The organism is Flavimaricola marinus, assembly GCF_900184895.1.
Taxonomy (GTDB): Bacteria; Pseudomonadota; Alphaproteobacteria; order Rhodobacterales; family Rhodobacteraceae; genus Flavimaricola; species Flavimaricola marinus.
The window spans coordinates 245,890-271,170 of sequence record NZ_FXZK01000004.1 but is presented as its reverse complement, the minus strand read 5'-3'; the positions used below and the strand labels follow the sequence as shown (position 1 = coordinate 271,170).

Here is a 25,281-nt window from a genome sequence, read left to right as displayed (position 1 = left end):
TCCTAGTCGACGCGACGGACCAGCAACTGGTTGCCGTCGCCGCGCTTGGTCTCGAACACCTTGAGGTCTTGGACCAGATCGCTCAGCTTCTTGTGGCCATATGTCCGGGTGTCGAAATCCGGATTGGCAGCCGTGATGTATTGACCCAAGGTGCCGAGGGCATACCACTCCTCCTCTTGGTCAATCGCATCCATCGCACGAATGATCAGGTCGCGGGCTTCGAGAAGCGGCGCTGGGGTGGGCTTTGTCTGAGGCTTGTCCTCCGACCGGGCCTGATGCGGCGGAGCCGAACTGCCGCCGAGGTTTTCGAGAAAGATGAACCGCTTGCAGGCCTTGCGGAACGCCTCGGGGGTCTTTTGCTGGCCGATGCCATAGACGTCGAGGCCCTGCTCGCGGACGCGGCTGGCGAGCCGCGTGAAATCGCTGTCGGAGGACACCAGCACGAAACCGTCGAACCGTCCGGTGTGCAGAATGTCCATCGCGTCGATGACGAGGCTGATGTCGCTGGAGTTCTTGCCCACGGTATTGGCGGGCGAATGATGCGGGACGAGGCCGTGCTCGGCCTGCACCTTGTTCCACCCGGCCATCTGCTGGCTGGAGAAATCCCCGTAGCACCGACGCACCGAGGCTTCGCCGAGGCTCGCGATCTCTTCAAAGATCGCGCCGGCATGCTTGGGCGAGGTATTGTCCGCGTCGATCAGCACGGCAAGAAGCGGGCGGGCGGTGTTGGGCATGGTCTGACCTTTCAGGGGCGTCGTGCGATGGTCCCACCCATGTCGTGCCGGTATCGCGGGCCGGGCACGTCGGATGGATATTTTTGACCCAAAGAAGCAGGGGCCGCTTAGACCACTGAGTGGGCGATGGCGTCCAGGATGGCAAGCTCTTCCGCACGGAGTTGGTCGCTGTCGTCCTCGAGCGGCAGGCCGTTCAACCCGTAGGTGAAGGCCAGATCACGCTCCGCATCATACCAGACCCCGCCTATGAAACCATAGGCATTGGCAAAATGCCCGATCAGAGGGCGCGGATAGAATTCCGGTGCATCGAAGATTTGCAACCCCGCTCCATAGCTCTCGAAGACCGGCGTCCGGCCGTCCTCGCCCGACCAGAGCGCGGTGGCGTCCATCTTTGGCAGCGCCTGCGCCAAGGTCAGGCAATCGGCCAGTGACGCCCGCAGCCCGCCTTGCGCCGAGAATTGGGTGACGTCCTGCGCCCAGCGGTAGGGGCTGAGCCCATGCCCCGAGCCGTCTAACCGACAAACGCCGCTGTCCGCCACCGCGTCGTCGATCTGGGCGATCAGACTGTCGCCGTCGCGCCGATAGGTGGCGAGCCGGTCGCGCCGCGCCGGCGCCGGCACGCCGGACCAGTTGAACCCCGCACCCATGCCCAAGGGGCCGAGCACATGCCTCGCCGCCAGTTCGTCGAACCGTGCGCCGCCCAGCGCCTCGGCTGCGGCGGCCACGAGGATGTAGCCGAGGTTGCAATACTCGGCACGCTGCCCCGGCGGGGTCTGGGTGAAGCAGCTCGTCTCGGCGAGCCAATCCTGCAGCCGCACGCCGGGCGGGATGAGATAGCCCGCCGCATCGGTCAATCCCGCGCTGTGGCTGAGCACATGGGCCAAGGTGATCGGCTGATCCGGGAAGGCCGGGTTGCGCAGGGCAAAGCCCAGAACCTCTCCGATATCCCGATCCAGATCGCCGCCCGCCACGGCCATGAGCGTCTGGCCCGTCACGATCTTGGAGATCGAGGCGACCCGATACATCGTGCGCTCTGTCGCGGCGAGACCTGGGGCCGTGGCGATATGAAAGCGCGATGGCGAGGCTCCGACCCGGATCCCCACCGCCGCAAAGGCAAAGGGCGGCGCAAGACGGCCCGTCAAGGCGTCGAGCGCGGCCATTGGCGGATCAGTAGACCACGACCGAGCGGATGCTCTCGCCCGCATGCATCAGATCAAAACCCTTGTTAATGTCGTCGAGGGCCAGTTTGTGGGTGATCATCGGATCGATCTCGATCTTGCCCTCCATGTACCAGTCGACGATCTTGGGCACATCTGTCCGGCCACGAGCGCCGCCAAAGGCGGTGCCTTTCCACGTGCGGCCAGTGACGAGCTGGAACGGACGGGTCGAAATCTCGGCACCCGCAGGGGCCACACCGATGATGATCGATTCGCCCCAGCCGCGGTGGCTGCATTCCAATGCCTGCCGCATGACGTTGACGTTGCCGGTGCAGTCGAAGGTGTAGTCGGCCCCGCCGATCAGATCGCCCCGACGCTTGGTCATGTTGACGATATAGGGGACGATATCCTCGCCGATCTCGGTCGGGTTGATGAAATGGGTCATCCCGAATTTCTCGCCCCATTCCTTGCGATCGTTGTTGATGTCGACGCCGATGATCATGTCGGCACCGGCAAGGCGCAGGCCCTGCAACACGTTGAGGCCGATCCCGCCGAGGCCAAAGACCACGGCGGTCGAGCCGACCTCGACCTGCGCGGTATTGATGACGGCGCCGACGCCGGTGGTCACACCGCAGCCGATGTAGCAAATCTTGTCGAAGGGGGCGTCTTCGCGAACCTTGGCCAGCGCGATTTCGGGCATGACGGTGTGGTTGGCAAAGGTCGAGCAGCCCATGTAGTGCAGGATCGGATCACCGTCCAAGGTGCTGAAGCGGGTGGAGCCGTCAGGCATGACGCCCTGACCCTGCGTGGCGCGGATCGAGGTGCAGAGATTGGTCTTGGGATGCAGACAGCTCGGGCATTCGCGGCATTCCGGGGTGTAGAGCGGGATGACGTGATCGCCGGGCTTGAGGCTGGTGACGCCCGCGCCCACCTCCAGCACGACGCCCGCGCCTTCGTGGCCCAGAATCGCCGGGAACAGCCCTTCCGGATCGGCGCCGGAGAGGGTGAATTCGTCGGTGTGGCAAATGCCGGTGGCCTTGATTTCAACGAGAACTTCGCCAGCCCGGGGGCCTTCGAGGTTCACGTCCATCACTTCCAGCGGCTTGCCTGCGGCAATGGCGACGGCGGCTCGGGTACGCATTTTGATGATCTCCTTGTTGTTGGCGACACGTTCCGCGAAATGGCCGAGAAGTTCAACCTTCCGCGCACGGCCACTTGCCAAAACTTGGCCGGATCACGCATGATGACGGGATGACCAGATTGACTTTCCCCATACTCGCCGTCGTCCTGGCCGGCCTGACCGCCGGCTGCACCGAAACGCCCGGATCGGGGCCCGCGATCTGTATCGCGGAGTCCTATCAGGACCTTGTCGGAGGCAGCGAGCGAGACGCGCTCGATACCTTGGTCGACGTCGTGCTCTTCAGCACGAACGAGATCGACATCCGCTACATCCGGCCTGGAGATGCGGTGACCGAGGATTTCCGGCCGGAGCGGACGAATATCGAACTCGACGGCAACGACATCGTCACGCGGGTCTATTGCGGCTGATGGAACGGCGGGCGGGATCATTCGCTGTCTTCGGGCTTCTGGCCCTGCTTGCGGCTTGTGCGCCCGGAACGGCGCCGACGCCGCCCGGCCCCGCGATCCCCGCGGTCGAAGACGACACCTGCGGGGCGGCGCCCTATGCCCGGCTGATCGGGCAGGACGCGACCGCGCTAGAGCGCGAGTTGATCATGCGGCAGGTCAGGGTGATCCGGCCGGGCATGGTGGTGACGATGGATTTCAGCGCCCAGCGGATCAATTTCGAGATCGACGACAACAACCGGATCGCCCGTATCTATTGCGGCTAGGCTGACGATTTCGGGGGGCGGTCAAAGACCAATAACGACAAGTTCCCCCGGCATGATGGCCTGGGTGGGGGCAATAAACCGCCACACCGGGGGTGCTTGTCGCATGGATCATGATTGCCCGACAAATGTGGTCGGAGTTGGCACGCAAAGTGGCAAACCCGTGATCATTTCCGGTCAATCTCCGGGCAGAGGCAGGTTTGTGACGCCGAAACGCTTGATCTGGACCGCGATTGCCGCAAGTCTGAGAGCATGAACATGCTCCCGCCACAGCCGCTTGGCCCGCAGTCGACGCCCGATCAGGTGGCGTTTCACCGCACCGAACTCGGGCCGATCCTGTCGCTCTATGGCCGGATGGTGGCCGCCGGGGAATGGAGGGACTACGGCATTTCCTGTCTGCGCGACGTGGCGGTGTTCTCGGTGTTTCGCCGAACCGCCGAGAACCCGCTCTACCGGATCGAGAAACGGCCCAAGCTGCGGCTCAAGCAGGGGCAATATGCGGTGATCGGCATGGACGGTCAGGTGCTCAAGCGGGGCAACGAACTGCGGCAGGTGCTGCGGGTGCTGGAGCGCAAGCTGATCCGATCCGTCGAGTGAGGGCAGCGGGGAGCGCCCCCCGAGCGGCGTGACCTCTGGGCGGTCGCGCGGGAAATCCTTCGGATTTGCGCCAAGGCGCCCGTATTTTTGGCCAAAAGAAGCCCAAGGACAGTTCGGATCAGAGCCGTTTGCGCGAGATGACCTCTCCATCGCCCTGTGCCTTGATCCGCAGGATCGCGGCGTCGATCGGCTCGTAGGCGACGGCCATGTGGTGGGCGTTGGCATGGAGCAGGGTGTCGGCATCGACGAGCATCCCGATATGCCCCTTCCACCAGTAAAGATCGCCGCGTTGGCGCGGGGCGTCGGGGGACAGCTCTTGGCCCAATGCCGTCCGTTGCAGATCACTGTCACCCGGACAGGGGATATCGCAGGCGGTCAGCGCCGCCTGCACGAGGCCGGAACAATCGATCCCGAGGATCGAATTGCCGCCCCAGAGGTAGGGCACACCAAAGAACAGTTGCGCCACGGTGGCAGGGTCGGTGAACGACCTGTCGAGCGGGCGCAGGTGCTTCTTGGGGATATAGCCGTCCGGCGTTTCCCACATCTTCTGCCGCTCGGCCGTGACGGTGACGCGCGCGCCGAAACTCAGATGCGCCAGATCGGCGGATTTGAAGCTCTCGGTCTCGTAGAGATGCGTCGCGGGGGTGCTGACCCGGTGGGTGGCCGGGCGCGGGTCGGCGATGTCACTGGCGCGCAAGTAGCCGACGTAGCCGTCCTTGTCGGCCTGCACGAAGGCAAAGCCGTCGCGCTCTTCGAACACGGTGATCGTCTCGCCCCAGATCAGCTGCCGGTCGCGCCCCTTGCCGGGCGTTGCGCACAGATCGGCCACCGGCACGGCGATGCGGGCAGGGGTGCCTTGGGTGAACCGCTCCGCCTCGACCTTGCCCGCCAGAGACATCGCCGCGACCCGCCCATTGGCCGGGGTCAGCCGCCTGTCCACGGTCAGAGGCCCAGCAGGTCGGGCAGCGCCTCGAGCAACGCCCGCGCGCCCATGCCGACGCCGCCCTTGGGGCGGGCGGGCGCCGCGGCCGGCTGCCAGCCGTAGATGTCGAAATGCACATAGCGGTCGGGGGCAAAGCGGCGCAGGAACAGCGCCGCCGTGATCGACCCTGCCATGCCGCCGCTCGGGGCGTTGTCGAGATCCGCGATGCCGGGCTCGATCATCGCTTCGTAGGGGTCGTGGAAGGGCATCCGCCAGACCGGGTCGCGGCTGGCCTCGGCCCCGGCGACGATGGCCTGCGCATCCGCGTCGTGCTGGGCAAAGAACGGCGCCAGATCGGGGCCGACGGCGACCCGGGCCGCGCCGGTCAACGTTGCCATCGACACGGTCAACGCGTCTCCCCCCTCGGCGGCGAGGGCCAGCGCATCGGCCAGAACCAAGCGGCCCTCGGCGTCGGTGTTGTTGATCTCGACCGTCTTGCCATCGCGGCCGGTCAGCACGTCTCCGGGGCGGAAGGCATCTGAGCCGATCGCATTCTCGACCGCCGGAATTAGCACCCGAAGACGCAGCTTCAGCCCCAGCGCCATGATCATATGGGCAAGGCCCAGCACCGTGGCCGCGCCGCCCATGTCCTTCTTCATGAGACCCATCGACGCGCCGGGTTTGATGTTGAGCCCGCCGGTGTCGAAGCACACGCCCTTGCCGACCAGCACCAGCGCCGGACCGGCCTCACCCCAGCGCATGTCGATGAGCCTCGGCGCGCGGTGCGGCGCGGCGGCGCGGCCGACCGTGTGGATCAGCGGGAAATTGGCGGCGAGCAGATCCTCGCCCGTGGTCACCGTCATGCTCGCGCCATGGCTCTTGGCCAGGGTCGCGGCGGCGGCCTCCAACTCGGCAGGACCCATATCGTTGGACGGGGTGTTGATCAGATCGCGGGTCAGCGCCTCGCCCGCTGCGATCGCCTCAATCCGGGCGGCGTCGACGCCCTCGGGCGCGACAAGCTCCGCCGCCGGCGCACTGGCCGATTTGTAGCGGGTAAACCGATAGCCTTCGAGCAGCCAGCCAAGCGCGAACTCGGCCCGATCGGCCGAAGCGGGCGCGTCTGCCAGATGGTAGATCCCCTTGGGCAAAAGGCTCGCCGCCTTGGCGGCCAGAAACCGGCCTCGGCGCTGGGCTTTTGCATCGCCAAGACCCACGATCGCGGCGACAACCCGGCCATCCGGGCTGGGCAGAGCGATGCACTCGCTCGGGCCGGCGGCAAAGCCCTGCGCCTTCAGCCATGCCTGCGCGGCGGGATCGAAGCCATCGCTGATCGAGGGCAGACCCTCGGGATCGGTGATATACAGGGGGATGCTGTCGGGGCTGGCGGCGGCAAAGGCGAGGGTCATGGGATTCCTTGAAGCTCAGGCCCTCTCCGTCGGGGCCGCCACAGAGCGTAACGTCCTGATCCGCGGCTGCAAGACCCCGTCTGGCCCCTGCCCCGGCCTACGTCCTCCGCGGGTCTGCCCGTGCTCCTGTCGGCCCCCTTTTTGCGCCCGACCCCGGCCGACGGGTCAGTGCCCGGGCAGGCTCATCGCACCGACCTCCGACATGACGATTTCGCCAATCCGGCTCAACCGGGCGACGGTGGCGGCCAGCGCGGTGGCATTGGATTGTTGCAGGCAATCCAGCACGTGATCGGCGGCGCGGCGCATCTCGGGCAGGCCCACCTCCATCGACAGGCGGCGAATGCGGCGGGCCGCGACGGCCATCGCCTCGAACCCACACGCGGCATGGGCGATCGCCACGGCATGGATCTGATGGGTCAGATCCTCGTGGGCACGGGCGATCGTGGCACCGGCTAGCTTCGGCCCCAAGGCGGCATGCAGCCGAGCGAGCGCCTCGTAGTCGACGCGAAGATCGGTCGTTGGCATCAATCGACAAACCGCCGGGGCGCCGGTCTGCCAGTTCATATCGGGTGTGGGGCTGTGTTTCATATTGGCAAAGTTAGCGCGAGAAAGTTCCTCAATGGTTGCCAAGCGCGGGAAGAGTCATGCAATTATTGCTCGAAATTCCCGAAAATGCGGCCTATCCGAAAGGCCGTGACCATCGTTCGGAACCAAGCCACTCTGGAAAGTGACAAAATGACCCTCGCCAAACCTCTGCCCGAATACCTTGTTCGCCGGTATCACGGCTGGAAAGCCACCACCTTTGCCGAGAACAAGGGCTGGTACAAAAGGCTGGCCGAAGACGGGCAAAGGCCGCGCGCCATGGTGATTTCGTGCTGCGACAGCCGGGTGCACGTCACCTCGATCTTCGGGGCCGATCAGGGCGAATTCTTCATTCACCGCAACATCGCCAATCTGGTGCCGCCCTATGCGCCCGACAGCGATCACCACGGCACCTCGGCGGCCGTCGAATACGCGGTGCGGACGCTGCGGGTGAATCACCTGATCGTCATGGGGCATTCGGGCTGCGGCGGGGTGCAGGGCTGCTACGACATGTGCTCGGGCGACGCCCCCGAGCTCGAGGAAACCAGCAGCTTCGTCGGACGATGGATGGACATTTTGCGGCCCGGCTTCGAAAAGCTCGAGGCCGGCGACAGGCAGGATCGGCTCACCGCGCTCGAGAAAACCTCGGTGCTGATCTCGATCGAGAACCTGATGGGCTTTCCCTTCGTGCGCGAGGCGGTCGAAGACGGAACGCTCACCCTGCACGGGGTCTGGAACGACATCGCCGACGGCAGCCTCGAAAGCTACGACCCCGAGACAGACCGGTTCGTCGCGATTTAGGGGAACATTAACCAGCCTCGGTCCAATCTGAGGCATGGGATATCGCACCGTCACAGTCCATCTGCCCGAATCGCTGCTCTGCGCCGCAGAGGCGATGGCGCATGGCGAGGCGATCTCCGTGGCGCAGCTCGTGCGGCAGGCGCTGGCGGGCAAGGTCGGGCACGACGCGCAGGCCGATCAGGCGCATCTGCACCGGGTGTTGTCGCTCAAGGGGCGGCTGACCGGGGAATTTACCGCCGCGCGGTCCTGGTCCGATCTGCAATCGCGACTGCGGGCGAAGGGCTACTTGCTGATCGAGGCCGGCGGCGGGCTCACCCTCGCGACGGCGGGCGACGAAACCGCGCTCTGCAGGGCCTCCGAACTCGGGTTCGATATCGCGACCCTGATCCGCAAGTTCGGAACCGGCTTTCCCGGCGCTCGGCATGCTTGGCTGTCGGATCGGCTGCACACCGGCGATGACGAGGCGGACGACGACTTCGACGTGATCGACTGGTCCGACGGCCACGCAGGCAGACATCCCTCCGCCTAGCATGTAGGACGTCCCGCCATGTGTCGGCAGGTGGGGCCTTAACTGGCCTGATGCAGGGGTAGCCCCGGCTTGACGCCCCTCCCAAAGCGTCAAGCCGGCTTGTGTCGAGCCACTCGTCGCAACCGCGCCTTCCCCATCTAGAGGGCGGCAGCAACCAGAGGCCCAGGCCAGTGCCGCCCTCTGTGAGGCAGGGCCACCCGCAGGAGCAATCGGTTCCCGTCCGAGCTACACTGCGTAACCCAATGCTACACCAGCACCGAACCGAGATAAGGACCGCGAAGGCACAGCCCGCCGCGCAAATGGACAGAAGCGACTATCCTTTCGGATAGGAGCGGGCTTGCGCTCCGCCCGAGCACCAACGCGCACCGGATCAAACGCGCAGCATGCGAGACCAAGACAAGGCAAGAGAGGCGGGAAAGACCCCGAAGACTGCCCCGCCCCAACCGGCTGTTTCGCACGTCGATGCCTGCGTCACGCAACTGCCCCGGTTCAGGGAATGGCAGCACGAAGCGGACACTTCGCACGTGCCCACGCATAGGCGCTGGCCTATGAACTGTCCGGAAAAGGCCGGCCCAAACGTTTCAAAGGTACCGAACGCCGGATTGGATCACCCGGTGGCGTAGGGCAATGCATCATGCCAATGCGCGTAATGACGGGCCGGAACATTCCCGGCCCCGCAACGGACGGTGCGTTCGGCGCTGAAAAGGCTCCACTAGAGCCTTTTCCGGGCGCACCTCACCCTTTCTTAAGACACTTCTGCCCGAGAACCTCGGCGATCTGCACCGCGTTCAGCGCGGCCCCCTTGCGCAGGTTGTCGGACACGCACCACAGGTTCAGCCCGTTATCAATGGTCGGGTCCTGCCGGATGCGGCTGATGTAGGTGGCGAAATCGCCGACGCATTCGATCGGGCTCACGTAGCCGCCGTCTTCGCGCTTGTCGACGACCATGATGCCGGGCGCTTCGCGCAGGATATCGCGGGCCTCGTCCTCGTCGAGATGCTCCTCGAACTCGATGTTCACCGCCTCGGAGTGGCCGACAAAGACCGGAACGCGGACGCAGGTGGCGGTCAGCTTGATGTTCTTGTCGAGGATCTTCTTGGTCTCGACGACCATCTTCCACTCTTCCTTGGTCTGGCCATCCTCCATGAACACGTCGATATGGGGGATCACGTTAAAGGCGATCTGCTTGGTGAACTTGGTCGGCGGCTTGTCGTCGGTGGGGTTGTAGATGCTCTTGGTCTGATCCCAGAGCTCGTCCATGCCCTCTTTGCCCGCGCCGGAGACGGACTGATAGGTGCTGACGACGACGCGCTTGATCGTGGCACGGTCATGCAGCGGCTTGAGCGCCACCACCAATTGCGCGGTCGAGCAGTTGGGATTGGCGATGATGTTCTTCTTGGAATAGCCCATGACCGCATCGGCATTCACTTCCGGCACGACCAGCGGGACGTCCGGGTCCATCCGGTAGAGCGAGGAGTTGTCGATCACGACGCAGCCCTGACCGGCGGCAAGGGGGGCGTATTTCTTGGTCGCTTCCGATCCCACGGCAAACAGGGCGATATCCCAGCCGGTGAAATCGAAGGTGTCCAGATCCTTCGTCTTGAGCGTGCGGTCCCCAAAGCTGACCTCAGAGCCGAGCGACCGGCGGCTGGCCAGCACGGCAATCTCGTCAATCGGGAATTCGCGCTCGGCCAGAATGTTCAGCATTTCGCGGCCGACATTCCCGGTGGCACCGACAACAACTACTTTATAGCCCATGGGTCTCGCATCCTTCTGCAATCGCTGGCGCTATAGATCATGCCGGGGACAGGTGAAAGGGGGCACTGCGTCCAGGGCCGGTGAAACGGCGGCGGAGCAGAGCAATGTGTAAACCAAACTGGACAGATCGGTCAGAGCGCCTACACTGCCACGGATGACGCATCACCCCGGCCACACCCTGCCCGCCACGCCCGTCTTCGCGGCGCCAGCCCCGCGCGGGCTCTGCACCGATTGCGGGTTGTCGCGGATGCGCAACGCCAAGGACTGCGGCAAGGCGTGCCAGTTCATCAAGCCGGACTACCCCGAGTCCGAGACGCGGGTGCACGGGCGCGCGGCGCAAACCGACGGAGACGAGCGATTCTTCGGGGTCTCCACGGTGATGCACAAGGCCGCTCTCGTTCCCGCGCGCGAGGGGGCGCAGTGGACCGGGCTCACAACACGGCTGGCAGAACGGCTCTTGCAGACCGGCAAGGTCGACGCCGTGCTCTGCATGGTGCCGGATGCAAAGGACCGCTGGAAACCGCAGCCCGCCATCATCACCGACCCGGCCGCCATGGCGCGGGCACGAGGGATGCGGATGGGTTACGCCCCGCTCTTGGCGCTGCTGGAGCCGGCCCGCGCGGCCGGGCACAAAAGACTCGCCGTGATCGGCATTCCCTGCCAAATCTACGCCCTGCGTCAGATTGAGGCGCAATTGGGGTTCGAGCGGATCTACGTAATCGGCACCCCCTGCTCGGACAACACGACCACCGAGAACTTTCACGAATTCCTCGGGCTGCTCAGCGACGCGCCCGAAACAGTGACCTACCTCGAATTTCGGGCCGACTATCATGTCGAGCTGCGATTCGACGACGGGCGGCGCGAGGCGATCCCCTTCCTCAAGCTGCCGCTGTCCACGCTGCGGCCGGACTTCTTCCCGCTCACCTGCAAGACCTGCGTGGACTACACCAACCGGCTGGCGGACATCACAGTCGGCTACATGGCGGGCGAGGGAGAGCAGTGGCTGATCGTGCGAAATGCCCGCGGGCAGGAGATGCTCGACGGGCTGAAAGGCGAAGTACGGCTCGCCGCGCCCGGGAGCAAGGGCAACCGGGCACCCGCGGTAAAAGGCTTCGTCGCCAACACCAGACGTGCGGCGGGCGGGCTGCCCCTGCGGCGAATGCCCGACTGGTTGCGGCCCATCGTGGCGTGGCTGCAACCGCGCACCGGGCCGCGCGGGCTGGAATTCGCACGCGCGCGCGTAGAGATGAAGGCGGTGGAAACCGTTCTGCACCTGCGCAGGTCAGGCCGCGCCAAGATGAAGAACATGGTGCCGGATCACGTCTGGGCTCTGGCCCGCGCCTATGATCTCGCCGCGGAGCCGGGCGAACGGCCGGCCCAGTCACCGACGGGCAAAGACTAGCCGCCCGTCCGGCTTCTTTTGGCCCCAAATACGGCCGCCGGAGGCGGAAACCGCGGCAGATCACCCCGCGACCCGCTCCCCGAATATCGCAGAGCCCACCCGCACATGCGTCGCACCATGACGAATCGCGGTCTCGAAATCGCTGCTCATCCCCATCGACAGCCCGCTCAACCCGTTTCGCGCGGCCATCTCGGCGAGCATCTGAAAGTGCGGCGCCGGATTGTCCTCGGCGGGCGGGATGCACATCAGCCCCACCACGGGCAGGTCCATGCCCCGACACTCCGCGATGAATTCATCGGCCTCGGCGGGCAAGACGCCGGCCTTCTGCGGCTCCTGCCCGGTGTTGACCTGAACGAACAGGCTCGGACAATCGCCTCGCTCCTGTGCGAGGCGGGCCAGCGTCCGGGCGAGCTTGGGGCGATCGAGGGAATGGATCGACTGGGCGAGGTCCATGGCCTGGCGGGCCTTGTTGGTTTGCAACGGCCCGATCAGATGCAGATCGATTCCCTCGTAGCGCGCGCGCAGGTCCGGCCACTTCCCGGCGGCCTCCTGAACCTTGTTCTCCCCGAAAATCCGATGGCCCGATTCTAGAATCGCCACCACCCTTTCGAGCGGTTGAACCTTCGAAACCGCGATCAGGGTCACATCGGACGGGTCCCGGCCCGCATCCCGCGCAGCACCGGCCATACTGGCCTGAATTGACTCGAGCGACACGGCAGCCTCCTGTTTTAGCAGCACTATATCATGTTGATTGAATTATAGCATGGCCGCGCGGAACGACCATAGTTGGCAGGCTCAAGGCCGTTGTGTGTCCCTGTTGCATCATTTCTTGGGCGTGGGTCCGGCCCAAGGCGGTTCTACTTGAGTGTGCAGGCGGTTAGGCGCAAATACATCATCAATGCTAGTTGGACTGGCATTCTTGGGAATGCAAAAAACACGAGGATATCTCCATGAACCGCATCCTTCTCGCCTCGGCTTCGATCTTCGCCCTCGCCGGCGCAGCATCTGCCGAAGTTACATTCGGTGGCGACGCCACTCTGGGTTATAACGACGAAGTCGAAGGTGGCTTCTACTACGGTGCCGACCTTGTCGTCACCATGACGCAGGAACTGGACAACGGCCTGTCCGTGTCCGCAACCGGCGACATCAACTTTGCTGACGACGACGGCGACACCACTCGCGGTTCCGACCAGCTGAACACTTCCTACGTGCTGACCCTGTCTTCCGACATGGCAACACTGTCCTTCGGTGACGTTGACCCGGTCGGCGACGCAATCTGGTCCGGTGTTTCCGGTTCGGCTGTTGCTGGCTTCAACGACGGCGACGTGCACTTCGACACCGCTAACTTCGACGCCATCCTGCGCGGCGACGTCATGTACTCCGGCATCAACGCCTACGTTTCGTTCGGTGTTGACACCGACGGCGACGCACCGGAAGAGTTCTCGGCCATGCAACTGGCAGCAACCGGTTCCTTCGGCATGTTCGGCTTCATCGCCGCATACCAGGAAGAGTTCGCTGGCACCCCCGAGATCATCGCTGTGGCAGCTACTGCTTCCGTTATCGGCGCTGACATCAAAGTGGCCTACGAAGACGACGGCACCGAGAGCTCCTACGGCATCGGCGCTTCCTACCCCGTTGGTCCCGTCACCCTCGGTGGCTACTTCACAGCCAACGACATTGCTGACGACTCCTACGGCGTGTCCGCTGACTACGCTTCCGGCCCGATCGCAGTTGCTGTCGCTTACGACAACGACGCAGGTCAGGAAGATGTCTCGCTCGACGCTTCCTACGACGTCGGCAACGGCATCACCGCTCTGGCCGGTGTTGCAGCTGACCTGACCGGCGAAACCACTGCCTACTACGTGGCTGGTGAAGTCGATCTCGGCGGCGGCGCTTCCTTCCTGCTCTCCTTCGCAGATGACGAAGGCGCAGTTGCAAACGACGAAATCGGTGGACCTGAGTACAACCAGGGTCTGACCGCAGCTCTGTCCTTCTCGTTCTAATCGAACCTGAAGTCAGTTAGGATCGAGCCGCCCTTCGGGGCGGCTCTTTTCGTTTGGGGGCTCGGTACTCGGCACGGTATTCGGCACAGCATCCGGCGCGGTATTCGGCACGGCTCCCGGCGCGGGCCAAACCCATGCCCAAAAGGGCCATAAGACTTGTGACCCTCCGCCCCCTTCGCTACACATCTGGCCAACACAGCAACCCCGTGGGGAACAGACGTTGACGGCCACATCCGCAGCCATTGCCACCCGGACGATACTGGCAAAGCCCGGCCCGAGGCAGCGGGCGCGTGGCGGGCACATGCGCCTATCTAAGGCGGCCAGCGCGCCTTAAGGCCGCTGCCCGCCCGATCCTACCGACACATCGGCCCGCACCGCGCACGGATGGGCCAGACCCTCGCCTTTTCGAAAGAACCCAAATGTCCACTTACGACCCCGCCCAAATCGAAGCCAAATGGCAAAACACCTGGAAACAGGAAGGCACCTTCACCGCCACCCGGACAGAGGGCAAGCCCAAGTATTACGTGCTCGAGATGTTCCCCTACCCGTCGGGAAAGCTGCACATGGGACACGTGCGGAACTACTCGATGGGCGACGTCATCGCGCGGTACAAGCTGGCCACCGGGCACAACGTGCTGCATCCGATGGGCTGGGACGCCTTCGGGATGCCGGCGGAAAACGCGGCGATGGCCTCGGGCGGGCACCCCAAGGACTGGACCTACGGCAATATCGCCGAGATGAAGGCGCAGATGAAGCCGCTCGGCTGGTCGCTCGACTGGACCCGCGAATTCGCCACCTGCGACCCGGAGTATTACGGCCAGCAGCAGGCGCTGTTTCTGGACATGCTCGACGCCGGGCTGATCACCCGCAAGAACGCCACCGTGAACTGGGACCCGGTCGATATGACCGTGCTGGCCAACGAACAGGTGATCGACGGCAAAGGCTGGCGCTCCGGGGCCGAGGTGGAGCGGCGCGAGCTGACGCAATGGTTCTTCAAGATCTCCGACATGGCCGACGATCTGCTCGCCGGGCTGGACGGGCTGGACGATTGGCCGGCCAAGGTGCGGCTGATGCAATCCAACTGGATCGGCAAGTCGCGCGGGCTTCAGATGGCGTTCAAGCGGTCCGACGGGGCCGGCGAGATCGAGGTCTACACCACGCGGCCGGATACGCTGATGGGGGCGTCCTTCGTCGGGATCTCGCCCGATCACCCGCTGGCCAAGCAATTGGAAAGCAGCGATCCGAAAGTCGCGGCCGCCTGTGCCGAGATGCGCAAGGGCGGGACCACGGCCGAGGCGATCGAGGCGGGCGAAAAGCTGGGCTTCGATACGGGGCTCACCGTCGATCACCCGCTCGATCCGAATTGGAAACTGCCGGTCTGGATCGCCAACTTCATCTTGATGGACTACGGCACCGGGGCGATCTTCGGCTGCCCGGCGCATGACCAGCGCGATCTGGATTTCTGCCGGAAATACGGCCTGCCCGTCATCGACACCTTCGTGGCGCTGTCCGAGCGGGTCGGTGACCCGGCCGATGCAGACCCGAATGCGTCCAAATTCTCGATCCAGCCCGGCGATCTGCGGACCGTGCCGGAGGGCGTCACCGACACCGCCTTCGTCCCGCCCAAGACAGAGCCGGTCAAATGGATCAACCACTTCGCCGGGCTCGACGTGGCCACCGGGCAAGAGGCGATCGACGCCACCATCGACTTCGCCGAAAAGGCGGGCTGGGGCAAAGGGCGCACGCAGTTCCGGCTGCGCGATTGGGGGCTCAGCCGCCAGCGGTACTGGGGCTGCCCGATCCCGGTCGTGCATTGCCCGGATTGCGGCGTGGTGCCCGAAAAAAAGGAAAACCTGCCCGTCGAATTGCCCTACGACGTCAGTTTCGACATCCCCGGCAACCCGCTCGACCGGCACCCCACATGGCGCGACTGCTCCTGCCCGAAGTGCGGGGCGGCGGCACAGCGTGAAACCGACACGATGGATACTTTCGTGGATTCGTCGTGGTATTACGCCCGCTTCACCGCGCCCCATGCCGACACGCCCACCGTGGCCGAGGACGCGGCCTACTGGATGAACGTCGATCAATATATCGGCGGCATCGAACACGCGATCCTGCACCTGCTCTACTCGCGGTTCTTTGCCCGGGCGATGCACAAAACGGGCCACCTGCCCGCCAGCGCCATCGAGCCGTTCGACGCCCTCTTTACCCAAGGGATGGTGACGCACGAAATCTACAAGACGACCGACGACAAGGGCCGCGCGGTCTACCACCTGCCCGAGGATGTCACCGACGGCAAGCTGGCCGACGGCACCGAGGTCGAGATCATCCCCTCGGCCAAGATGTCGAAATCCAAGAAGAACGTGGTCGACCCGGTGAACATCATCGCCAGCTTCGGGGCCGATACCGCCCGCTGGTTCGTCCTGTCGGACAGCCCGCCGGAGCGGGACGTGGAATGGACGGCATCGGGGGCCGAGGCCGCGTTCAAGCACATCTCGCGGGTCTGGACGCTGTCCAACCGGATCGCCACGATGGACCAGTCCGCCGCGGGCACCGGCGACCAGGATCTGCTCAAGACCATGCACAAGACGATCCACGACGTGACGATGGGGATCGAATCCTTCGGCTTCAACGCCGCCATCGCCAAGCTCTACGCCTTCACCGGGGCGCTGCAAAAGTCCAAGGCGGGCTATGCGGCGCAACGCGAGGCGGTGATGACGCTGGCGCAGCTCATGTCGCCGATGACGCCGCATCTGGCCGAGGAGATCTGGGCGCAGCACGGCGGCGAGGGGCTGATTGCCACAGCCGCCTGGCCCAAGGCCGATCCCGCGATGCTGGTCGAGGATACGGTGACCCTGCCGATCCAGATCAACGGCAAGCGGCGGTCCGAGATCACCGTCGCCGCCGATCTGCCTAAGGCCGAGGTCGAGGCGCTGGCGCTGGCCGACAAGGCCGTCGTGGCGGCACTCGACGGTGGCACGCCGAAAAAGCTGATCGTGGTGCCGGGACGGATCGTGAATGTGGTCGTCTAGGCCCCTCCTCACCCGGCGGGCTGCCGTTCTGTGCGGCCTGCTGGCGCTGGCGGGCTGCGGCTTCGTGCCCGCCTACGGCACCGACGGCACGGCCAGCACCCTGCGCGATCAGGTGTCGGTCAGCGGGCCGGATACCGTCGCCGGCTATCGGATGCGGACGCGGCTGCAGGACCGGCTGGGGCTGCCCGGCGGCACCGCGCGGTTCGGGCTGAGCACCACGCTCCAGATCGATCAGGAAGGCGCCGCGATCTCTTCTGACGGGGCGACGACGCGGTTCAGCCTTGCGGGGACTGCAGGTTATCAACTGCGCGATCAGACCACCGGAGAGATGATCAGCTCCGGCACCGTCGACAGCTTTACCGCCTATTCGACCACCGGCAGCACCATCGCCGCCGAGGCCGCGCGCGAAGACGCGATCGACCGGTTGGCGGTGATCCTCGCGGACCTGATCGTCACCCGGCTCATCGCCTCGGCTCCGGCCCCATGAAGCTCTCGCCGCGCGACGCCTCCGCCTATTTCCGCAAGCCCGATCCAGACGCCACCGGGCTTCTGATCTTCGGTGCGGATACGATGCGGGTGGCGCTGCGGCGGCAAGAGGTCATCGCGGCGCTGATCGGGCCGGAGGGCGAATCCGAAATGCGGCTCACCCGGATGAACGGGGCAGAGCTGCGCAAGGATTCGGCCCTGTTGTCCGACGCGATGCGGGCGCAGAGCTTCTTTCCCGGACCACGGGTCGCCTTCGTCGAGGAAGCGACCGACGGGCTTGCCCCCGTGATCGGGGCCGCGCTCAGCGAATGGCAAAAGGGCGATGCCCAGATCATCGTCACCGCCGGCCAGCTCACCGCCAAATCGGCGCTGCGCAAGGTGTTCGAAGGGCACCGGACGGCCTTCTGCGTCGGGCTCTATGACGAACCGCCGAGCAGCGAGGAGATCAAGCAACTCCTGGCGCAGGCCGGGCTCACCTCGGTCAGCGAAGAGGCCGATTCGGCGCTCGTCTCGCTGTCGAGGAGCCTCGATCCGGGGGATTTCAGGCAAACCATCGAAAAGCTCGGGCTCTACATGCACGGCAGCGCCGAATCGGTAAGCGCACAGGACATCGTCGCCTGCGCGCCGCAATCGGCCGAGGCAGAGCTCGATACGCTTCTGGGCATTGTGGCGAACGGAAAGGCCGACGAGATCGCGGACGTGCTGCGCAGGCTCTATGCACAAGGGACTCAGCCGGTGGCGCTCTGCATCGGCACTCTGCGGCATTTCCGGGCCCTGCATACCGCGGCCAGCGACCCGGGTGGGCCGGGATCGGGTATCGGCCGGTTGCGGCCTCCGGTCTTCGGGCCACGGCGGGATGCGATGATCGGACAGGCGCGGCTCTGGGGGCGGGACAGGCTGGAAACGGCAGTCAGCCTGCTGATCGACACCGACCTGCAACTGCGGTCCACCAGCAACGCCCCGGCTCAGGCGCTGGTCGAGCGGGCCCTGATTCGGCTTGCGATGATGGGGCGGAACGCGGCGCGCTGACGGCACGCCCGCGGCAAACCCCTAGCGCCAAACGAAAAAGACAGCCCCGAAGGACTGCCTTGATCTGATAGCCTCGGTCGCTGAGACCGGACGATCTCCGAAAGACTTAGTCTTCTTCGGACAGTGCCAGAGCGGCCAGTGCTGCGAGAGCAACAACGGGCACAACCCAGCCCCAGGAAGAGCCGGAAGCTTCTTCGATCATGACGACGGGGGGCTCAACGATTTCCATCGCGAAACCGCCAGCCATAGCGGAACCAGCAACAGTGGTGGCGATTGCAGCAGCAATCAGGGTCTTGGTGAGGCGCATGTCTCTACTCCAGTTGATAAACAAAGCGTTATGTCGTCTATATCGGCATTGAATGAACGACTCAAGGCAGTTGTCCAAGAGTGAGACGCCTCGATTGCGAAACGAGGTGCAAGCTCTCGCAAAAATGCAACAGTATGGCGCGATTCAGGTGTTTCTGAGGCCGTCAGACCGGCTCAGTCTGGGCCAAACCAGGGCGACACCATGCATTCAGCGGTGGGACAGAGGGCCAAACAGGCCGCGCTCTTCCCTTTAGGGTAGTATTTGGAGCCTTGGGGCCGCATGTGATTCCCTCATAGGGAGAATGCGGCCCGCAAGGAGTATTCAGATCGTCTTAGTCTTCTTCGGACAGTGCCAAAGCTGCCAGAGCGGCGAGTGCCACGACAGGCACAACCCAGCCCCAAGAGGAGCCAGCGGGCTCGGGCTCGACGTAGACGGGAACGATCGGCGGCTCGACCATCTCGGTCGAGAAGCCACCGGCGATGGCCTGACCGGACAGGGTTGCTGCGGTCAGAGCGGCGATAGCGAGGGTCTTTGCGGCACGCATTTGGAAAACTCCTTTGTTGGCGGCTACATATAGCACGGTGTTAAACTATCCACAGGCACCACTCAACGAGGATCAATTCGACGTCGCGTCCGACGCGCGTTTTACAGGCTATTGTTGCGCAAATAGGCAACAGTCTGCGACACAAATTGCCGAGCAGCGATGATTGTCCCTGTATTATCAACAAAATAGCGGTTCTCGAAGCGAATCCACTGATTTTGGCAGGTCTCTGTCATAAGCAACAAAGTTTCCTTGCGAACGCCCAGATCCACCTCCTCGGGGCCGACTCGGACGACGGCACAGTCGTAGGTTTCGGTGCGAATCTGGTCGAGGGCATCGATATAGTCGTGCTGTCGCTCGGTGGTGCCGCCGCCGTTGCGCAGGGCGGCGCGAACGCCGGCGGTGTTCGCCGCGATCAGATCGTCGCCCAGCCCGCGGGTCGCGACCAGCAGCCCGTCATCGAGCGTGATCGAATAGCCCGACTCGCCGATCCAGGTCCGGACATCGCCGTTGGCGTTGACCTCGCGGGCCAGCCCCGCGATGTCGCGGCCCGACACCTGCACCAGAATGAAGGCGTCCGGGTCGGCGACCACGTCATCGGGGCCAAATCCCAGACTGTCGGCCATGCTCGGGGCCGCAGGGCCACCGACCACGTTGCCCACCATGCCCGCCGCGCCGCTGATCGCGGAACAGCCCGTCATCGCCATCAGCGCCATCGCGGCGACCGTCTGCTTGATCATGCCGGTCATCTCCAAAACCGTCCCCAGCCGTCTTCGAGGGCGTCACGGTGGCCATCGCGGACCACGTCATAGAGCCGCCCGTCAACGACAAGGCGCTGCCCGTCGTCGCGGGTAGATGCGCCGAGGCTGGTCGACAGATCGCGTTGGGTCGGTCGGCCCAGCACGAAATCGACGGGCACAGTGATGCGGACACCATAGTCGATGCCTTCGGACATATCGTCAAAGGTGGTTTCGGTCAGCGTGGCAGAGGCCCCGACCCGCCAGCCGTTCTCGAAGGTCCGGTCCAGCGTCAGGGTCGCGCCCCAGTCTCCGGCCAGATAGCGGCCCACGTCGATCTGACCGTAGAACCCGGTGTCGAACTGATAATAGACCGATCCGTGGCCGGTCAGCACTTCGTAGTCGCGAAACGCGAACTGGCCGTCAAAGTCGCGCTGCACCACGTAGTTCAGCTCGGCACCGACGCCGAAATTGCTGCTCACCGGCTTGTAGAGCAACTCGGTCGAGATACCGCCGTACATCGGCTCAAGCAGACCGGCGGTCAACCGGCTATAGAGGTTCGGCGCGGGGCGTCCGAAATGCGCCAGCGTCAGGGTCGGGATCGTTGTCGTGCCCTCTTGGGCATAAAGGGGCGCATTGCGGCGCACCGGATACAGCTCTGCATCGTCGTCGGCCACGAATACGGCATCCGACGCGGTGTTGACCAACTGCTGACGCACAGCGCCTGAGAGCACCAGATTGGGCATGATCGCATAGCTGGCGGACAGTTCGGCCCCGCCGTTCAGGCTCAGCCCGGCGTCGCTATCGGGATCGCCATTGCCGTCGACCAGCCCGACATAGGGGGCCAGCCCCCACTCGAACCGGTCCGCACCGGGGGTGGCCGGGGTCAGGCCAGACCGCGGGCCAGCATCGGCAAAGACGGCGCGGGCGAGCAACGCCTCGGTGCCGCCGGACACGGTCTCCAACGCCTCGAGGTCGGTGCGGCGCAGCGTCACCGCAGACATCGGTATGCCCTGCGACGTCGGCTCCAGCGTGATCAGTTCGATCGAAGGCGGCAGGCCTTGGGTCAGGATGCGGGCCACCCGGCCCATCGCCTGCGCCTCGGCGCGGTAGCGGGTGTTGATATAGCGGACCCGCGCGGTGGTGTCGGTCAGCTCCAGATCGGTGAGCACGATGCCCTCGGCGGTCAGGGCGCGAGACAAGGCGCGGGCGACGGTCGCCTCCGGCATCGCCGTGCGATCCCACGCGCCGGTGCGGGCGGCGACTGGGCGCACCGCCACTGGAACGGGCGCGGATTCGATGCCCGCGCCCATCGGACGCTCGTTGGGGTTCATCGTCACCGTGGCCATCAGACCAAAGGTGTTGCCGTAAAGGTAGGAGGCGCCCACCTGCACGCCCGGCAGCGGAGTCCATGCAAGGCCGAAATTCAGCGGCGAATCGCGCTCGACAAGGCCCAACGCCGTCTCGCGCTCCGAGGTGTCTGAGGAATACTCGGCCTTGATCGTCCAGTTGTCGGCCAGCGAATACTCGACACCGCCGAACAGAGCCATATCGCCACGGAAATACTGTTCCCACGGATCGACATCGTCGCCCTGCGGTCGGGTCTCGTAATCCGCACCGAGCGGGTTGGAGATGCCGTCCAGCGTGCCAAAGCGGCCCCAGCCCAGACCAGCGGTCACGCGCAGGCTGTCGCCAAAGGTCTTGCTGGCCACGATATATTCCGCACCGAACTGGCCGGTGCCGAAAACGTCCTGAAACCCGACAGAGACAGAGGGGCGATACTGGCCCTCGTCGAGCAGGCGATAGCGCAGATCGAAGCTGCGATCGACATAGGTGCTCTCGACGGGATTGCCGGGCAGGCTGAAATCCTGCGTCGCGGCAATGCGGTAGCTTGTGGACAGGCGGTCGGTCACCTGAAAGGTCAGGGTGCCGATGGTCTGGCCGGGCAGGAAGGTCACCGTGGCGGACAGATTGCCCTCCGGGGCGCTCAGCGCCACAGGCATCTCCAAGAGACCCGGCGTGCCGTAAATCGTCGAGGTGATGCCACGGTCCTGCGCCAACGCAGGGGCCGCCGCCAATAGTGCCGCGACGCTGACCGCCGCCTTGGCGCTGATCGCCTTGCCTGACATGATATGGCCCCCCATATGCCCCACCGGTATTGTCTTTTGCGGGCCACCTTAACCGCATCCACAGGGCGGTGCAAAGCAGGTCGCACGCAACGATGCCAGTTGTGTTGCTCCCGCCGCGCAGGGCAAGGTCGGGGCGACAGAAGGAGCAGACATGACCTACCACGTATACGGCGGCGTCCGAAGCCGCGCATTCCGGGTTCTCTGGGCGCTCGAAGAGCTGGGGCAGAGCTACGAGCAGACGGCCTCGGCGCCGCGCGCGCCCGAAGTCGTCGCCCTGAACCCGAGCGGAAAGGTGCCGGTTCTGGTGGCCGACGGCACGGCGCTCACCGATTCCACCGCGATCGTCACCTATCTGGCCGACAAGCACGGGCAGATCACCTTTCCCGCCGGAAGCCTCGAACGGGCGAAACAGGACGGGTTCACCCAGATGGCGCTCGACGAGCTCGACGGCACGCTCTGGACGGCCTCGCGGCACAGCTTCGTGCTGCCCGAGGAGATGCGGGTGCCAGAGGTGAAACCCTCGCTGAAATGGGAATTCGCGCAAAGCTGCGCCCGGATCGCGGCGGGCTTCGAGGGGCCGTTCCTGATGGGCGAGACCTTCACCGTGGCCGATATCGTCTTCGGACATTGCCTCGGCTGGGCGAGCGTGGCGAAATTCTCGCACGATCAGCCGGTGCTGCAAGACTACCTCTCGAGGCTGCGGGCGCGGCCGGCCTATCAGGCGGCCCGGTCCAAAGAGAGCTAGGCGCGGGTCGCCAGCGCGGCCAGCGCCGCCGCCCGGCCGGTGGCAAGACAGGCCGAGATCAGGTAGCCGCCGGTCGGCGCTTCCCAATCGAGCATCTCGCCGCAGGCAAAGATGCCCGGCCGCGCGCGCAATTGCCAATTCGTCAGAGCGTCAAAGCGCAGCCCGCCCGCCGTCGAGATCGCCTCGTCGATCGGGCGCGGGCCCAGATGGCGGATCGGAAGGGCTTTGATGACGTGCGGCAAATCGGTGCCGAACGGACGGCCAAACTCGTTGAGCAGCGCCATCCGCGCCCCCGACAGGCCCAGCACCTTGCGCAGATGATTGGCCACGCTGGTCTTGCCGCGCGACCGGGACAGGCGCTCGGCCACCGCCTCGGTCGACAGGTCCGGGCAGAGGTCCACGACCAGCGGCGCGCCCTCGCGGACGGCGCGGCTGACGGCATAGACGCCGCCGCCCTCGATGCCGCGGGCCGACAGGACAAACTCGCCCCGGCTGGTGCAATCGCCCGCGATCAGCGCGCATCCCTTCACCGGCTGGCCGAGCACCGCGTCCATATGCGGCGACCAGTCGACGCGAAATCCCATGTTCGCTGGCTGGAACGGCGCCACCTGCCCCGGCATGGCCTCGGCCCACGCCCCGTCAGAGCCGAGGCACGCCCAACTGGCGCCGCCCATGGCCAGCACGGTCAGGTCGGGGCGCTCACGAACCGGGCCATCCGGCGTGTCAAAGGCCAAGGCCTCCGCGTCCCACCCGGTCCAGCGCCAGCGACGGTCGAGATCGACGCCCAGCGCCTGCAAGCGGGCCAGCCAAGCCCGAAGCAGCGGCGAGGCCTTCATCACGGTCGGAAAAACCCGGCCGGTCGAGCCGGTAAAGACGGTCTGGCCAAGGCCCTCGGCCCAGTCGATCACCGCCTCCGGGCCGAAATCAGTCAGGACTCGGGTCATCTCCGCAGGGATAGGGCCAAAGGCCGCCAGAAACGCGGGCAGCGGCTCGGCTTTGGTCAGGTTGAGGCCGGATTTCCCGGCCATCAGGAACTTGCGGGCCGGCGAGGGCATCGCGTCGGCGATCCGCACAGAGACGCCCGCCCCGGCCAAGACCTCGGCCGCCATCAGGCCCGCCGGGCCGGCACCGATGATGCGAGCCGTGGTCACGCCGGCTTGGGCGCGGGCATCTGCCCTTTGATCTCGACGACACGGTGCGGATAGGGGATCTCGATCCCGTGATCCTTCAGGGCGTTCCACACGGCAAAGAGCACATGGCTCTTGTATTTGTTCTTGCCGTCGTCGATGCCGTTCACCCAATATTCGACGGCGAAATCGATGCCGCTGTCGCCAAAGCCGACAAGCTCGCAATCCGGGCCCTCCGGCTCGGTCAGCACGAAATCAAGCGCGGCGACGGCCGGGTTGATGATGTCGGGAATGCGGTTGATGTCGGTGTCATAGCTCACCGAGAACGCGGCCTCATAGCGTTTGGCGCTGCCGGAATCGCTGTAGTTGACCACGCGGGTGGTGATGAAATCCTCGTTCGGAACGACGATCCACTTGCCGTCATAGGTCTCGAGGATGGTGGCGCGGGCCATCATCTTGATGATGATACCCGCCTCACCGCCATCCAGTTCGACATAGTCGCCGACCGTGGCCTGCCCCTCGACGAGAAGGATCACGCCAGAGATGAAGTTCGACGCGATCTTCTGCAGGCCGAAACCAAGGCCGACACCGATGGCACCGCCCAAGACCGCCAGCGATCCGAGGGGGATGCCGATGATGCTCATCAACAGAATGAACGCGACGGCAAAGATCGTGAACTCGATCGCCTTGATGATCAGCTGCCGGATCGCCGGACGCATCTGCTGCTTTTCGATATAGGTCGCGGTCTGCTGGTTCGACCAACTGCCGAGCCAGAACAGAATGCTGCCCGCAATCACGCCGCGCACGATCGACATCAGCGAAAAGCGGATGTTGCCCACGCCCACGACGGTCTCGGTCAGCCACAGGGACACCGGGTCCAGCAGGCCAAGGGCATAAAGCGCGGCCACCGGGACAAGGACAAAGCGGCCCAGCGCGTTCAGGAACGGGATGGTGATGATGTCGCGCACCAGAATGCGGGCGGCGATGAACAGAAAGATGCGCTTGCCAAAGGCGATGACCGCGCCCGATCCGAACAGGCTCCGGGTAATCTGCTCGCCCAGCGCGGTAAAGGCATAGGCAAAGAGCGGCAGCAGCAGCGGCACGAAGATCAGCAGAAAGCGACGGGCCTTCGAGAGCATGGTCTCCGACCCGGCGGTCGGGGTCAAAACCCCGGTCAGACGAGCGCCCACGATGCGGGCAACCACCACGGCCAGAAACCAAGAGGCGAGCAGGATGCCAAACTGCGACCATGCGGCCGGAGACAAGAGCCAGCTCTTGGCCAGGTCCCAACCCGGTTCGACATAGCCCCAAGCCTGGGCCACCAGTGGATTGTCAGTGAGCATGGAGTTGCCTTTCAGCGCCGAGACGCCACCTTGTGACGCATAACCGCCTGTCCAGACAAGCCCCCGC

At 64.9% G+C, this 25,281-nt stretch carries 25 protein-coding genes; 11 read left to right on the top strand and 14 right to left on the bottom strand.

Translation table 11 applies throughout. The annotated features are described in order from the left end of the window. Positions 1-2: 2 nt before the first annotated feature. From LOM8899_RS12395 to LOM8899_RS12385, 3 genes are all read right to left on the bottom strand, one after another. A complete protein-coding gene (locus LOM8899_RS12395) occupies positions 3-734 on the bottom strand; it encodes an NYN domain-containing protein (protein ID WP_093992533.1) in 732 nt (243 codons plus the stop codon). Positions 735-841: 107 nt separating this feature from the next. After that, on the bottom strand, positions 842-1,894 hold the full coding sequence (locus LOM8899_RS12390) for a serine hydrolase domain-containing protein (protein WP_168770536.1): 1,053 nt from the start codon (positions 1,892-1,894) through the stop codon (positions 842-844). A 7-nt stretch (positions 1,895-1,901) separates the two neighbouring features. Beyond that, the gene (locus LOM8899_RS12385; RefSeq protein ID WP_093992679.1) at positions 1,902-3,032 is read right to left on the bottom strand and encodes an S-(hydroxymethyl)glutathione dehydrogenase/class III alcohol dehydrogenase; all 1,131 of its coding nucleotides are present in this window, start codon (positions 3,030-3,032) and stop codon (positions 1,902-1,904) included. A gap of 110 nt (positions 3,033-3,142) precedes the next feature. Between LOM8899_RS12385 and LOM8899_RS12380 the strand changes: the two genes are divergently transcribed. The 3 genes from LOM8899_RS12380 to LOM8899_RS12370 all read left to right on the top strand — a co-directional run bounded on the left by LOM8899_RS12380 (position 3,143) and on the right by LOM8899_RS12370 (position 4,335). After that, positions 3,143-3,439: an I78 family peptidase inhibitor gene (locus LOM8899_RS12380; protein ID WP_093992531.1), complete on the top strand. Its 297-nt coding sequence runs from the start codon at positions 3,143-3,145 to the stop codon at positions 3,437-3,439. Next, a complete protein-coding gene (locus LOM8899_RS12375; protein ID WP_093992530.1) occupies positions 3,439-3,741 on the top strand; it encodes an I78 family peptidase inhibitor in 303 nt (100 codons plus the stop codon). Before LOM8899_RS12380 ends, LOM8899_RS12375 begins: the two co-directional genes overlap by 1 nt. A 249-nt stretch (positions 3,742-3,990) precedes the next feature. Continuing rightward, entirely contained in the window at positions 3,991-4,335 is a 345-nt protein-coding gene (locus LOM8899_RS12370; protein ID WP_370739341.1) for a DUF2794 domain-containing protein, read from the top strand. 118 nt (positions 4,336-4,453) lie between these two features. Here LOM8899_RS12370 and LOM8899_RS12365 read toward each other — a convergent pair whose 3' ends face one another. The 3 genes from LOM8899_RS12365 to LOM8899_RS12355 form a co-directional block, all read right to left on the bottom strand. Then, positions 4,454-5,275: a C40 family peptidase gene (locus tag LOM8899_RS12365; RefSeq protein WP_245820518.1), complete on the bottom strand. Its 822-nt coding sequence runs from the start codon at positions 5,273-5,275 to the stop codon at positions 4,454-4,456. Positions 5,276-5,277: 2 nt separating this feature from the next. Next, the gene (locus tag LOM8899_RS12360; protein WP_093992529.1) at positions 5,278-6,663 is read right to left on the bottom strand and encodes a leucyl aminopeptidase family protein; all 1,386 of its coding nucleotides are present in this window, start codon (positions 6,661-6,663) and stop codon (positions 5,278-5,280) included. Positions 6,664-6,828: 165 nt separating this feature from the next. Then, positions 6,829-7,188, bottom strand: coding sequence for a hypothetical protein (locus tag LOM8899_RS12355; protein WP_133065026.1), 360 nt, complete (start codon positions 7,186-7,188; stop codon positions 6,829-6,831). 210 nt (positions 7,189-7,398) lie between these two features. On the opposite strand from LOM8899_RS12355, the gene LOM8899_RS12350 reads away from it, so the two are divergent. Beyond that, positions 7,399-8,046: a carbonic anhydrase gene (locus tag LOM8899_RS12350; RefSeq protein ID WP_093992676.1), complete on the top strand. Its 648-nt coding sequence runs from the start codon at positions 7,399-7,401 to the stop codon at positions 8,044-8,046. Positions 8,047-8,080: 34 nt separating this feature from the next. Then, the gene (locus tag LOM8899_RS12345; protein ID WP_093992527.1) at positions 8,081-8,575 is read left to right on the top strand and encodes a hypothetical protein; all 495 of its coding nucleotides are present in this window, start codon (positions 8,081-8,083) and stop codon (positions 8,573-8,575) included. Between the two features lie 735 nt (positions 8,576-9,310). Here LOM8899_RS12345 and LOM8899_RS12340 read toward each other — a convergent pair. Continuing rightward, positions 9,311-10,333 (bottom strand): aspartate-semialdehyde dehydrogenase, encoded by a 1,023-nt coding sequence (locus LOM8899_RS12340; RefSeq protein WP_093992526.1) that lies wholly within the window; start codon positions 10,331-10,333, stop codon positions 9,311-9,313. A gap of 154 nt (positions 10,334-10,487) precedes the next feature. On the opposite strand from LOM8899_RS12340, the gene LOM8899_RS12335 reads away from it, so the two are divergent. Beyond that, positions 10,488-11,735 (top strand): Coenzyme F420 hydrogenase/dehydrogenase, beta subunit C-terminal domain, encoded by a 1,248-nt coding sequence (locus LOM8899_RS12335; protein WP_093992525.1) that lies wholly within the window; start codon positions 10,488-10,490, stop codon positions 11,733-11,735. 60 nt (positions 11,736-11,795) lie between these two features. Here the strand turns inward: LOM8899_RS12335 and LOM8899_RS12330 are convergent, their stop codons facing one another. Beyond that, positions 11,796-12,449: a YggS family pyridoxal phosphate-dependent enzyme gene (locus tag LOM8899_RS12330; RefSeq protein ID WP_093992675.1), complete on the bottom strand. Its 654-nt coding sequence runs from the start codon at positions 12,447-12,449 to the stop codon at positions 11,796-11,798. 236 nt (positions 12,450-12,685) lie between these two features. Here LOM8899_RS12330 and LOM8899_RS12325 point away from each other — a divergent pair, with 236 nt between their 5' ends. The 4 genes from LOM8899_RS12325 (at position 12,686) to holA (ending at position 18,285) form a co-directional block, all read left to right on the top strand. After that, positions 12,686-13,738 carry a porin gene (locus LOM8899_RS12325; protein ID WP_093992524.1) on the top strand — a complete coding sequence of 351 codons (1,053 nt, stop codon included), beginning with the start codon at positions 12,686-12,688 and terminating at the stop codon, positions 13,736-13,738. Between the two features lie 419 nt (positions 13,739-14,157). Further along, a complete protein-coding gene (gene leuS / locus LOM8899_RS12320) occupies positions 14,158-16,770 on the top strand; it encodes a leucine--tRNA ligase (RefSeq protein ID WP_093992523.1) in 2,613 nt (870 codons plus the stop codon). Beyond that, positions 16,757-17,257 carry an LPS assembly lipoprotein LptE gene (gene lptE, locus LOM8899_RS12315; RefSeq protein ID WP_093992522.1) on the top strand — a complete coding sequence of 167 codons (501 nt, stop codon included), beginning with the start codon at positions 16,757-16,759 and terminating at the stop codon, positions 17,255-17,257. The genes leuS and lptE overlap by 14 nt, the downstream gene beginning before the upstream one ends. Continuing rightward, complete coding sequence (holA, locus tag LOM8899_RS12310; protein ID WP_093992521.1) at positions 17,254-18,285, top strand: DNA polymerase III subunit delta; 1,032 nt, start codon at positions 17,254-17,256, stop codon at positions 18,283-18,285. The genes lptE and holA overlap by 4 nt, the downstream gene beginning before the upstream one ends. Positions 18,286-18,391: 106 nt before the next feature. Here the strand turns inward: holA and LOM8899_RS12305 are convergent, their stop codons facing one another. The 4 genes from LOM8899_RS12305 to LOM8899_RS12290 all read right to left on the bottom strand — a co-directional run bounded on the left by LOM8899_RS12305 (position 18,392) and on the right by LOM8899_RS12290 (position 21,999). After that, entirely contained in the window at positions 18,392-18,592 is a 201-nt protein-coding gene (locus LOM8899_RS12305) for a hypothetical protein (RefSeq protein WP_093992520.1), read from the bottom strand. Positions 18,593-18,923: 331 nt separating this feature from the next. Next, positions 18,924-19,136: a hypothetical protein gene (locus LOM8899_RS12300; protein ID WP_093992519.1), complete on the bottom strand. Its 213-nt coding sequence runs from the start codon at positions 19,134-19,136 to the stop codon at positions 18,924-18,926. 101 nt (positions 19,137-19,237) lie between these two features. After that, on the bottom strand, positions 19,238-19,882 hold the full coding sequence (locus tag LOM8899_RS12295) for a YjbF family lipoprotein (RefSeq protein WP_093992518.1): 645 nt from the start codon (positions 19,880-19,882) through the stop codon (positions 19,238-19,240). Then, complete coding sequence (locus LOM8899_RS12290; protein WP_093992517.1) at positions 19,879-21,999, bottom strand: YjbH domain-containing protein; 2,121 nt, start codon at positions 21,997-21,999, stop codon at positions 19,879-19,881. The genes LOM8899_RS12295 and LOM8899_RS12290 overlap by 4 nt, the downstream gene beginning before the upstream one ends. Positions 22,000-22,150: 151 nt before the next feature. Between LOM8899_RS12290 and LOM8899_RS12285 the strand changes: the two genes are divergently transcribed. After that, the gene (locus LOM8899_RS12285; protein ID WP_093992516.1) at positions 22,151-22,744 is read left to right on the top strand and encodes a glutathione S-transferase family protein; all 594 of its coding nucleotides are present in this window, start codon (positions 22,151-22,153) and stop codon (positions 22,742-22,744) included. Here LOM8899_RS12285 and LOM8899_RS12280 read toward each other — a convergent pair. Together LOM8899_RS12280 and LOM8899_RS12275 are read right to left on the bottom strand one after the other, a co-directional pair. Then, on the bottom strand, positions 22,741-23,895 hold the full coding sequence (locus LOM8899_RS12280; RefSeq protein WP_093992515.1) for a TIGR03862 family flavoprotein: 1,155 nt from the start codon (positions 23,893-23,895) through the stop codon (positions 22,741-22,743). The two genes, LOM8899_RS12285 and LOM8899_RS12280, sit on opposite strands and share 4 nt — an antisense overlap. After that, the gene (locus LOM8899_RS12275; RefSeq protein ID WP_093992514.1) at positions 23,892-25,214 is read right to left on the bottom strand and encodes a mechanosensitive ion channel family protein; all 1,323 of its coding nucleotides are present in this window, start codon (positions 25,212-25,214) and stop codon (positions 23,892-23,894) included. The genes LOM8899_RS12280 and LOM8899_RS12275 overlap by 4 nt, the downstream gene beginning before the upstream one ends. Positions 25,215-25,281 lie beyond the last annotated feature (67 nt).

What these genes read in the sequence shown, in the direction of transcription:
- LOM8899_RS12375 (WP_093992530.1), top strand. Translation starts at nt 3,439, where the DNA reads ATGGAACGGCGGGCGGGATCATTCGCTGTCTTCGGGCTTCTGGCCCTG.
- LOM8899_RS12300 (WP_093992519.1), bottom strand. Translation starts at nt 19,136, where the DNA reads ATGCGTGCCGCAAAGACCCTCGCTATCGCCGCTCTGACCGCAGCAACC.
- LOM8899_RS12275 (WP_093992514.1), bottom strand. Translation starts at nt 25,214, where the DNA reads ATGCTCACTGACAATCCACTGGTGGCCCAGGCTTGGGGCTATGTCGAA.
- LOM8899_RS12380 (WP_093992531.1), top strand. Translation starts at nt 3,143, where the DNA reads ATGACCAGATTGACTTTCCCCATACTCGCCGTCGTCCTGGCCGGCCTG.
- leuS (WP_093992523.1), top strand. Translation starts at nt 14,158, where the DNA reads ATGTCCACTTACGACCCCGCCCAAATCGAAGCCAAATGGCAAAACACC.
- LOM8899_RS12285 (WP_093992516.1), top strand. Translation starts at nt 22,151, where the DNA reads ATGACCTACCACGTATACGGCGGCGTCCGAAGCCGCGCATTCCGGGTT.
- LOM8899_RS12355 (WP_133065026.1), bottom strand. Translation starts at nt 7,188, where the DNA reads ATGCCAACGACCGATCTTCGCGTCGACTACGAGGCGCTCGCTCGGCTG.
- LOM8899_RS12335 (WP_093992525.1), top strand. Translation starts at nt 10,488, where the DNA reads ATGACGCATCACCCCGGCCACACCCTGCCCGCCACGCCCGTCTTCGCG.
- LOM8899_RS12370 (WP_370739341.1), top strand. Translation starts at nt 3,991, where the DNA reads ATGAACATGCTCCCGCCACAGCCGCTTGGCCCGCAGTCGACGCCCGAT.
- LOM8899_RS12340 (WP_093992526.1), bottom strand. Translation starts at nt 10,333, where the DNA reads ATGGGCTATAAAGTAGTTGTTGTCGGTGCCACCGGGAATGTCGGCCGC.
- LOM8899_RS12345 (WP_093992527.1), top strand. Translation starts at nt 8,081, where the DNA reads ATGGGATATCGCACCGTCACAGTCCATCTGCCCGAATCGCTGCTCTGC.
- LOM8899_RS12385 (WP_093992679.1), bottom strand. Translation starts at nt 3,032, where the DNA reads ATGCGTACCCGAGCCGCCGTCGCCATTGCCGCAGGCAAGCCGCTGGAA.
- LOM8899_RS12360 (WP_093992529.1), bottom strand. Translation starts at nt 6,663, where the DNA reads ATGACCCTCGCCTTTGCCGCCGCCAGCCCCGACAGCATCCCCCTGTAT.
- holA (WP_093992521.1), top strand. Translation starts at nt 17,254, where the DNA reads ATGAAGCTCTCGCCGCGCGACGCCTCCGCCTATTTCCGCAAGCCCGAT.
- lptE (WP_093992522.1), top strand. Translation starts at nt 16,757, where the DNA reads ATGTGGTCGTCTAGGCCCCTCCTCACCCGGCGGGCTGCCGTTCTGTGC.
- LOM8899_RS12350 (WP_093992676.1), top strand. Translation starts at nt 7,399, where the DNA reads ATGACCCTCGCCAAACCTCTGCCCGAATACCTTGTTCGCCGGTATCAC.
- LOM8899_RS12305 (WP_093992520.1), bottom strand. Translation starts at nt 18,592, where the DNA reads ATGCGCCTCACCAAGACCCTGATTGCTGCTGCAATCGCCACCACTGTT.
- LOM8899_RS12295 (WP_093992518.1), bottom strand. Translation starts at nt 19,882, where the DNA reads ATGACCGGCATGATCAAGCAGACGGTCGCCGCGATGGCGCTGATGGCG.
- LOM8899_RS12390 (WP_168770536.1), bottom strand. Translation starts at nt 1,894, where the DNA reads ATGGCCGCGCTCGACGCCTTGACGGGCCGTCTTGCGCCGCCCTTTGCC.
- LOM8899_RS12395 (WP_093992533.1), bottom strand. Translation starts at nt 734, where the DNA reads ATGCCCAACACCGCCCGCCCGCTTCTTGCCGTGCTGATCGACGCGGAC.
- LOM8899_RS12325 (WP_093992524.1), top strand. Translation starts at nt 12,686, where the DNA reads ATGAACCGCATCCTTCTCGCCTCGGCTTCGATCTTCGCCCTCGCCGGC.
- LOM8899_RS12290 (WP_093992517.1), bottom strand. Translation starts at nt 21,999, where the DNA reads ATGTCAGGCAAGGCGATCAGCGCCAAGGCGGCGGTCAGCGTCGCGGCA.